8 protein-coding genes are annotated in these 9,276 nt (G+C 36.7%); 2 read left to right on the plus strand and 6 right to left on the minus strand.

Annotation, left to right across the window (positions count from 1 at the left end; all coding sequences use genetic code 11):
- Window positions 1-95: 95 nt before the first annotated feature.
- The 4 genes from P4L16_04620 to P4L16_04635 form a co-directional block, all read right to left on the minus strand.
- Window positions 96-350 (minus strand): type II toxin-antitoxin system VapC family toxin, encoded by a 255-nt coding sequence (locus P4L16_04620; GenBank protein MDR3624407.1) that lies wholly within the window; start codon window positions 348-350, stop codon window positions 96-98.
- A gap of 210 nt (window positions 351-560) precedes the next feature.
- Entirely contained in the window at window positions 561-1,640 is a 1,080-nt protein-coding gene (locus P4L16_04625; protein MDR3624408.1) for a CDP-glycerol glycerophosphotransferase family protein, read from the minus strand.
- Between the two features lie 42 nt (window positions 1,641-1,682).
- Window positions 1,683-3,635, minus strand: a complete 1,953-nt coding sequence (locus P4L16_04630) for an ATP-binding cassette domain-containing protein (protein MDR3624409.1) — start codon at window positions 3,633-3,635, stop codon at window positions 1,683-1,685.
- Window positions 3,636-3,638: 3 nt separating this feature from the next.
- Window positions 3,639-5,036: an anion permease gene (locus P4L16_04635; protein ID MDR3624410.1), complete on the minus strand. Its 1,398-nt coding sequence runs from the start codon at window positions 5,034-5,036 to the stop codon at window positions 3,639-3,641.
- 285 nt (window positions 5,037-5,321) lie between these two features.
- Here P4L16_04635 and P4L16_04640 point away from each other — a divergent pair, with 285 nt between their 5' ends.
- Window positions 5,322-6,581 carry a replication-associated recombination protein A gene (locus P4L16_04640; protein ID MDR3624411.1) on the plus strand — a complete coding sequence of 420 codons (1,260 nt, stop codon included), beginning with the start codon at window positions 5,322-5,324 and terminating at the stop codon, window positions 6,579-6,581.
- A gap of 140 nt (window positions 6,582-6,721) precedes the next feature.
- On the opposite strand, the gene P4L16_04645 is transcribed toward P4L16_04640, so the two are convergent.
- Window positions 6,722-7,621: a hypothetical protein gene (locus tag P4L16_04645; protein ID MDR3624412.1), complete on the minus strand. Its 900-nt coding sequence runs from the start codon at window positions 7,619-7,621 to the stop codon at window positions 6,722-6,724.
- A gap of 9 nt (window positions 7,622-7,630) precedes the next feature.
- Window positions 7,631-8,584 carry a hypothetical protein gene (locus P4L16_04650; protein MDR3624413.1) on the minus strand — a complete coding sequence of 318 codons (954 nt, stop codon included), beginning with the start codon at window positions 8,582-8,584 and terminating at the stop codon, window positions 7,631-7,633.
- 131 nt (window positions 8,585-8,715) lie between these two features.
- Here P4L16_04650 and P4L16_04655 point away from each other — a divergent pair, with 131 nt between their 5' ends.
- The gene (locus P4L16_04655; GenBank protein ID MDR3624414.1) at window positions 8,716-9,141 is read left to right on the plus strand and encodes a hypothetical protein; all 426 of its coding nucleotides are present in this window, start codon (window positions 8,716-8,718) and stop codon (window positions 9,139-9,141) included.
- The last annotated feature ends 135 nt before the right edge of the window (window positions 9,142-9,276 follow it).

Consider the following 9,276-nt stretch of genomic DNA (forward strand, 5'->3'; position numbering starts at 1 on the left):
TCTGTGGCTCCGTGTTTCATTTATTTTCGTTAGAGTCATTCCTATTCCTAATATACAACCCAAAAAACCAGCTTTAAATTTTAATGAACAAGAGCTTAAGTTGTTAACAATAACCTAGTTAAAAATCGAGCTGACGTTAAATAAGCTGCATCATATATTGTAAGATCTGATTGACCTGCCAAAACAAATATGCCATGCATCGCTCTAAACGTAGTAGATGGGTCAATGATAATGGGTAGAACTGATAATGCATCGATAAAACTTACCGCTTGCATTTCTGTTATTCTCTTATTTTTCTTAGCTAATAATAAAACATTGGCTACCTCTAAAGACCAAATTGTTGGAACCACAGCTGTTAAACTTTTAAGACTCTCTAAAATAGTATCTGTATAATCTCTGTATAATCATCGCTTTCGTCTTCAAAGCACCATGCCATAGTCATAGAACTATCTATGACAAAGCTATAAGGATTTTTCTCCATTAATAACATTTCCTAAGAGCTCAGAAAAATGAGTCTTCGCTTCAAATGCTCCAAAATGTTTCATTCCTACACCTTTAAACTAGTTGATGAATTTATTCATGTTGAAATTGCTATTTATCGTCAACGTAATATCTTTTCTAATGTCTTCAAAGGACTTGAGATTACCAAATGTATATGCATACATTGCTCGTCTTTTCTCACTAAATACATGAGCATCAAAAGAGAGTGTGTTTTCTATTGTAGAATAAAGAGAGACATATTCATGAGAAGATATGACAACACCCGCTTGATACAAATAAAAGGGATACTTACTTGCCTCTATCTGATTATGTAGAAAATACATAGGCTTATTAAAATATAAAAAATCATATCCGATGGATGACATATCACCTATGTAGATATCGACAAAATCAAGTACTGGGTAAATGGGTGGAAAATCATCAAGAAACAAAATATTTTTTCTTCCTTGATACTTTGATACCATGCGTAAAACAGTTCCTAAATGATGGATCAACAATCCAGGATGCAGCTTAACAACGAGGTTATATTCCTCTGGAAGTCCATCTAAGACATAAGAAAATGCTGTAAAAAATGATGTGTCCTCTTGATTCCATGTAGGGGCATAAAGAATCGTCTTCTTTTTGGGGTTAAGTTTGATAGCAACTTCATCCTGAACGATTTTGGCATAAAACTCTTGATGCTTTAAATAGTAAAGCAAGCGGTAATTGCCTGTGATAACGTAATTTTCTATGGAATCAAATACATTCTTTTCTTTCAAAAAGTCAATCATGCGCTCTCCATAGAGTAACACACAATCTTCATGTGCAAAATGCTCCATCCAATAATAAGTAGATCCTTTATCAGAATTACCATGAGGACAATAAATAGAGCGCATCTTCTTGCCACTACTTTGAAAAAGGGCTTGAAAATCTGTTTTTTTTAAAAAGTTAGAAAGCAGCAAAATGTCGGAAGTTTTTGAAAGATTTTCTGGTAAGAATGCTTCTCTATCAACTAGTCTGACATCAAGATCTGGGTAATATTTTTTCGAAAGATCTGATTGAAATGGGTCTGTAAGAAGTATAGGAACGCCAAGACCTGCACAGAGAGGTCCTAGATGATCTACTTGGTGAATCCCTTCATCTAAATGAAGGCCTTGCATTCTATTCAAACATGTCCCTTACGTTTATATACACAAACAAATTCAAGTACCAGATTCTAGGGCGATGGAGCGCTCTTCCCATTCCTGCATGAGCAATGCAAGCTTGCTTTCTGCCTCTTGCTTACACAGGAGAACTCTATTTTGATCTTCTCTACTCAGGCTTTGATAAAACTCTAAAGAAGCCATTTGTTCATCACACTTTTTTATCTCCATTTCTAAAGCTGTACATGCATCCTCAAGCTTTTTAACATGCTCTCTTTCTTTTCGCAGCTGACTTTGGCTTCGCTTTTTTTCTTGAAAACCTACATCACTCTCTTTTTTAGTTGTAATGATTTCATCACCATGATGAAATTGCTTACTAAAACGAAGACGCAGCGGTATGTTAGAACTTAAATAATCACGCTCTGTTGCGCTTACATATTCATCGTAAGAACCTTTAAAGTCACGCACTCCAGAGGGCGTAATTTCAATAATTCTCGTAGCTATTTTTGAAACAAAGAAACAGTTGTGACTTACAAAAATAAGCGTTCCCTTATAATTCAAAAGAGCTTCTGTCAACACATCAATAGATTCCATATCCAAGTGATTAGTCGGCTCGTCTAAAATAAGCACATTATGTTTTTGCAACATCATCCTAGCGATAACAAGACGAGAGACTTCTCCACCGCTTAAGCATTCGATTTTTTTAAATACATCATCTCTCTTAAAAAGCACTTGACCAAGCAAGGAGCGTAAAGTTTCTTGACGAACCTCTCTATCAAATAAAGAGAGCCATTCAAGAGGTGTTAAATGTTTTTCCATATCCTTTGGATGACTTTGTGGAAAGTAGCTAAAGTGTGTCTCAAATCCCCAATTAAACGTGCCGCTATCCATGGGAAGGTTTCCTGTAATCACCTCCAATAACGTAGATTTACCAATTCCATTGGGTCCAATGATTGCAATACGCTCTTCTCTTTCCACTTCAAAAGAAATTTCATGAAGCACTTGCTTTTTACCAAATGACTTGCAAACATTTTGAATCTTTAGAGGGATTTGTCCAGAATTTCGACAAATGTTAAATACTATCTTAGGGTAGGCTCTACTACTTGGTAATAGCTTGTTCTTTTCAGCATCAAGATCGAGCTTTTCAATCATTTTTTCTCGAACACCCGCCTGTATAGCTTTAGATGCTTTTGCACCAAAACGATCGACAAAGCCTTGTAATTTCTCACGTTTTTTTTCGTAAGTTGTACTTTGTGCAAGCTTTTGAGTCTCTTCTTCTTTCTTTTTTTCTACGCAGCTATCAAAATTTCCTTTGTAAATTCGGATAGTGCCATAGTCTACATCTGCAATGTGTGTGCAAACGCTATTTAAAAAGTCTTTGTCGTGAGAACTTACGATAAGAACACCTTCATAGATCTGTAAATATCCTTCCAACCACTTAATAGAAAATAGGTCCAAATGATTTGTAGGTTCATCTAAAAGTAAAATTTCTGGCTTGCTAAACAAAACTTTTGCAAGAAGCACTCGCAATTTATACCCGCCAGAAAGTGTATGTAGGGGGTGTAAATGTTGATTTTCAGGAAGTCCAAGACCCTCTAATAATTTTGCAGCAACGCTTTGAGCTATATATCCACCCTCTTTTTCAATGGTGTCTTCTAGCTTAGAGAGCAAGAGACTCTCTTTTTCCGCAAATTCTTTGCATTGCAAAAGCTCTTCTTTTCGTACAAGCGCATCCCATAGTGCATGATTACCCATCAGCACTGTGTTGAGTATGCTTTCCTTGTCGTATAAGAAGTGATCTTGTTCTAGTGTTCCTACCTTGCTTTTATTGGGTATGAGCACATCTCCAACAGTTGGCATTAAGCTGCTTGCTAAAATCTTTAAAAAGCTTGTCTTTCCACAACCATTTGCCCCTATCAGGCCATAACGATTATGCGATAAAAACTGCACAGAAAGATCTTTAAACAGCCACTTGTCCCCAAAACGAAGTGACAAGTTTTGTACTGCAAGCATACTTTACCACATTCCAATTGCTTTCCACCAAAGTGCGCCAATTCCAAGCCAGATAATGATGTTGACGACACTTATGATAAATCCAACCTTCCACCATGTACTGATAGGTACATACCCAGAGCCAAATAATATAGGAGCAGGACCGCATCCATAATGCGTAAGGCCACCATAAAGGTTGCTAAAAAATCCAAGCACAAGGGCTGCAACAAGGGGTGGTGCTCCAAGTGCAATCGACACAACTAAAAAGGCTGCATACATGGCTCCTATATGAGCTACGTTACTTGCAAAAAAGTAGTGTGAATAATAGTAAAGGATACTCAAGACACTAAATGCAATGATCCAGCTAAAACCACTAATATTGCTAACTACAAATTGACTAAACCATGTTGTCAGACCAAATTTATTTAAAAATCCTGCCATCATTAAAAGCGTTGCAAACCAGATCAATGTATCCCAAGCACTCTCTTCTTTAAGAACATCTTTCCACTGTAATACATTTGTTACAAGCAAGATACAAATACCAAGTAGCGCTGTTACTGACGCCTTCATATCTATTTCTGCGCCAAATATCCACAAACAAAGCAGCAATAAGAATGTGCCAAGCATCACCCATTCATTCTTTTTAATCTTACCCATCTCTTTGAGCTTATCTTCTGCAAAACCCCTAGCATGAGGAGTCTCTTTAATGATAGGTGGAGATATTTTATAAATAACGTAAGGGACTATAATAAGGGAAAGAATGCCTGGAACAATGGCTGCAAGTGCCCAGTTACCCCAGGTAATATTGATGCCAGAGGTTCCTGCAATTTCAGCAATGAGAGGGTTTCCTGCCATGGCAGTTAAAAACATAGCACTTGTGATGCATGTTGCTTGAAATGCTGTTAGCGTTAAAAAAGTTCCAAGCTTTGCAGCAGTTCCATTGTGAGGATCACTACCAAAAGCTCTTGAAAGAGACAATAAAATAGGATAGATGATACCACCTGCTCTTGCAGTTATACTTGGAACAGCAGGGGCTAAAATTAACTCCGTTAAACACAGACCATAACTTAAACCGAGTGTTTTCTTACCAAAGTATTTCATGAAAATGTAGGCAATACGAGAGCCAAGCCCCGTGATGATAAATCCTCTAGCAATAAAAAATGCTAAAACAACAAGCCATACAACATCTGAGCTATATCCGCTAAACGCCTCTGTAAATGTCAATGTATTCGTCAATAGAGTAGCCAAAAGTCCCATAAGAGCAATTGCTCCCATTGGAAATGGCTTTGTAACGATACAGCAAATTGTGGCAACAAAAATTGCAAATAGATGCCAAGCTTTTTGATCTACTCCCTCTGGAGGGGTTATAAACCAAAGAGCCACACCAAAAATAATTCCTATAATAAAATTGATCCACTTCACAAATTTCTAAGCTCCTAGAAGAAATAATTTTTTCAAGAGTGAGGAATATAAACCGTTTTGCCATTAATATACACAAACAAGTTCAAGAATTGGTTTTTGACAACGCGAAAGCTTTCGCGGTTCAACGATCATAATCAACTCCATATGCTAATATTGAGTTGATTATGATCGTTGAGCCTCGGGGCTTTGGCGAGAGTCAAAAAACAATTCTTGAACTTGTTTGTGTATACACAAATAAACTCATTTCTTGTTTTTCTTATATCAGTTATACTCAGCCCAATCATTATGCCACTTGCTGACCTTTTACGCCCTCAAATCCTAGATGAACTTGTTGGACAAGAGCACCTTCTTCAAGAAGGCGGCTGGATCTACCATACAATTAAACAAAAAGTGCCTCTTTCTGTCCTACTTTGGGGGCCTCCTGGTTCTGGAAAAACAACTCTTGCAAAGCTTTATGCTAAAGAATTCTCTGCTCGCTTCATTACTCTTTCTGCAACATTTAGTGGTATTGCAGACATTCGAAGGGTTGTACAGGAAGTTGAAAATAGTCCCCTTTTTCACAAATTTACGATCTTATTTGTAGATGAAATTCATAGGTTCAATAAAGCACAACAAGATGCATTCCTCCCCTATATTGAAAATGGAACTTTTATACTTGTAGGTGCTACTACTGAAAATCCCTCTTTTACGCTCAATAACGCGCTTCTCTCAAGAATGCGCGTATTGACGCTAAATTCTTTAAACTTGACATCGCTAGAAAAAATTTTAAGCCGCTATGAAGCAACATACAAACAACTTAATCTTGAAGTGGATGCAAGAAAGATGCTACTAGAGCTTGCAAAGGGTGATGGGCGCTATTTACTCAATATGGTTGAAAGTTTGCACAATATATCCTTTGACAAACCCATTTCAATAGATCTTCTTAAAAATTTACTACAAAAAAGAGCCCCTTTATATGATAGAGGGGGAGAGGGGCACTATAATCTTATTTCTGCTCTGCATAAGGCTGTAAGAGGATCGGACCCTAATGCCTCTCTTTATTGGTTTGCACGTATGGTTGAAGGTGGAGAAGATTTACTATTTTTAGCAAGAAGAATCATCCGTATGGCAACAGAAGATATTGGCCTTGCAGACCCAGAAGCTTTAAAACTTGCAGTGAGCGCTTTTCATGCCTATCAAATGCTTGGCTCACCAGAGGGTGACTTGGCCCTTTCAGAAGCAATAGTCTATTTAGCACTTGCTCCAAAGAGTAATTCTCTTTACAAAGCGCATAAGCTAGCCTATGCAGTTGCTAAAGAGACCTCTGAACTTGCACCTCCCCTGCATATTTGCAATGCCCCTACAAAGCTCATGAAGGATATGGGCTATGGAAAAAATTACATCTATGACCACGATTTACCTTCAGGATTTTCTGGTAGTAACTACTTTCCAGACTCTTTTGAGCCAGTTATCTTTTATGAACCCGTAGAGCGCGGCTTTGAGCGAGAGATGAAAAAGCGCATCGATTATTTTACTAATTTATGTTACGCAAAAACTTTAAAATAGACTCTTGCTAGGGATGTAAGATGTCTTATCTCACGAAGAGGCAATGGTGGGAGCCATTGCTGACGAGAGTGAAACAGTGAGATGAAACAGATTGCATCTCACTGCCAGTCTATTTTAAAGTTTTTGCATAACATGAGTTACTAACCTAAAGCAGGTTTAGTTATCTGTAAAGTCACACCTATTTTATTTCTAAGAGGGGCTAAATCATCATCTTTAAGCTTTGATGGCTGTAAATCTCCAAGACAAATTTTTGTAAGAGCTGGCATTTCTGCTAGTTGAGCGATTAGCTCAGGAGTTAAAGGGCAGCTATCTTCCAAAGAAAACTGTGAAAACTTACTTTTATCTACACTACGAAGTAAACTAATAACGCCATCTGTAGAAATTTTTGGGCATCTTGTAATCTCCAAGCGTTCTAATCCTTGTACACTTTCAAAGTGCTTTAAGCTACGATCTGTAATCACTTTCAAGTCTTTTAAATAAAAAACTTTACAAGTGCGATTAGTAAAATCCAGTGCACAAATACCCTCATCGCTTACATATTTTAAATCTATAACAGAAATACGAAAACCATTTTCTGATATCATATTGCTTCGTACTGCCACCAAAGTAAATACCTGAGATAAATAACGGTTAGCTTTATCACTATCTGGAGTCATTTCACTTTCAAAAATTGAATCTGCCTGGTGTCTGGGTGCAATAGCATTAAAATTACCTACTGCTTCATTGAAAAGCTGTTCTAATTTTCTATCCTGCAACTGGTTAACTTTTGCCTTTAGCTCATTTAAACGGTTTTTAGAGGCATCCAAATCAATAGAATAAAAAAAAGATTTTACACCTGGAATCCATCGCAAAATCACGTACAAGATTCTGCCAAAAAGTGAGCTATCCTGAGGCAGTAAATCATAGCAAACCCACTGTTTCGTTTTGTCTACATTTTTTATTGCATCAAGGACTATTTTTATATCATCAGCTTTCATGGAATCTATCGCAATTGATTCATACAATCCAGAGGCTGGAAAACGAGACAATTTAATTTGCATGTTATACTCCTAACAACACTTTATTTTGAATGGGTCTAATCGCCTATAGTTAAGCCCATTCATTGTCTCTTCTGAGAGATTCTTTATTTGCAAAACTTTGTCTTGTATGTTTACAAGGGGTGCTAAATCTTCATTCTTAAGTTGCGATGGTTGTAAATCACCAAGATAAATGTATGTATTGATAGGCATTTTTGCCAATTGAGCAATTAGCTCTGGAGTTAAAAAACAACTACCCTCTAGGCGAATTCTGGAAAGTTTACTTTTATCTATATGGCGAAGTAGACTAATAACACCTTCTGCAGAAATTTTCGAACATCCTTTAATCTCTATTCTTTCCACTCCTCGCATACTTTCAAGGTGCTTTAAGCTGCGATCTGTAATCAGATTTAAGTCTGTCAAAAAAATACATGGGCACTCAACGTTGAAGTTCAATACACAAATGCCCTCATCGCTAACATCTCCAGTCGCTTGAAAACCTAATTTTGCTATCTGTCCTGTCGACGTCCAAAGCTTAAATGCATTAAGTAAAGTATTGTTTGCTTTTCTAATTTTATTCTCTTCTAATGTTGGGGTCATTTCATTTTCAAGAATTAGGTCTGCCTGGTGCCTAGGAGCAATAGTATTAAAATTACCCACGGCTTCATTGAAAAGCTTTTGTAATTCCCTATCTTGCAGCTGGTTAACTTTTACCTTTAGCTCATTCAAACAATTTTTAGAAGAATCTAAATTAACAGAATAAAAAAAAGATTTTACTCTTGGAATCCATCGCAAAATCACATACAAGATTCTGCCAAAAAGTGAGCTATTCTGAGCTCTTAAATCATAGCAAACCCACTGTTTTGTTTTGTCTACATTTTTTATTGCATCAAGGACTATTTTTATATCATCAGCTTTCATGGAATTTATGGCAAGCGATTCATATAATCCTTTCCCCATAGAAGAACGAGATAAACTAACATTCATATATATAACTCCCTATTCTTAATTTTAGAAGAGTTATAATGAAAAGGCATTAAGAAAAAATAAAGATATCGTTTATATTATCTTTAAACATATAATCGCTATCTTTAACTTACGTGTTTTTGGTTATTTGCATGTATTATTCGGTAGATGGAGCCTTAAGGCTTGGAACATTTTCAAAAAATCTTTACGAAGGAATTGGATGCCTTGGTAAATTCGCAAGGACTTGTGGAAACACAAGAAGTAGATGGCATTATATTTGGCTCTATCCTGCAAATGCTATCATGAATGTGGCAGCAACACCTTTTTTAGAACTGATGGCCCTTATCAACATTGTAGCAGGTGCTATTTTCTATGCGCATGCACTCAGCGCAGATTCAGCCCCTTATAAGTCCTCAAGAACTGTAACCTTTTTAGAAAACGCTTCAGCAGAAGTTCTTTCCGATAAAGATGGTTGGCATCAATCGGCGCTTCTTAATTTAAAAGAGGGGCTCTGGTACGGCATGCTTGGAATACCAGCTCTCATGTTAAGGGTTATCTATCCACAGTTAAGCTATTAGACTTCTTGCGTAATTACATTTGCTTGTTAAAATTGTCTTTTTTGACATCTTTATCGTTAAATTTTTCAAGCATATGTTCACATATGCTTGAAAAATTTATCAATAAATCTACTCAAAAAATTTCAATTTTTCTAA

The organism is Chlamydiales bacterium (assembly GCA_031292375.1).
Taxonomy (GTDB): domain Bacteria; phylum Chlamydiota; class Chlamydiia; order Chlamydiales; family VFKH01; genus JARLHF01.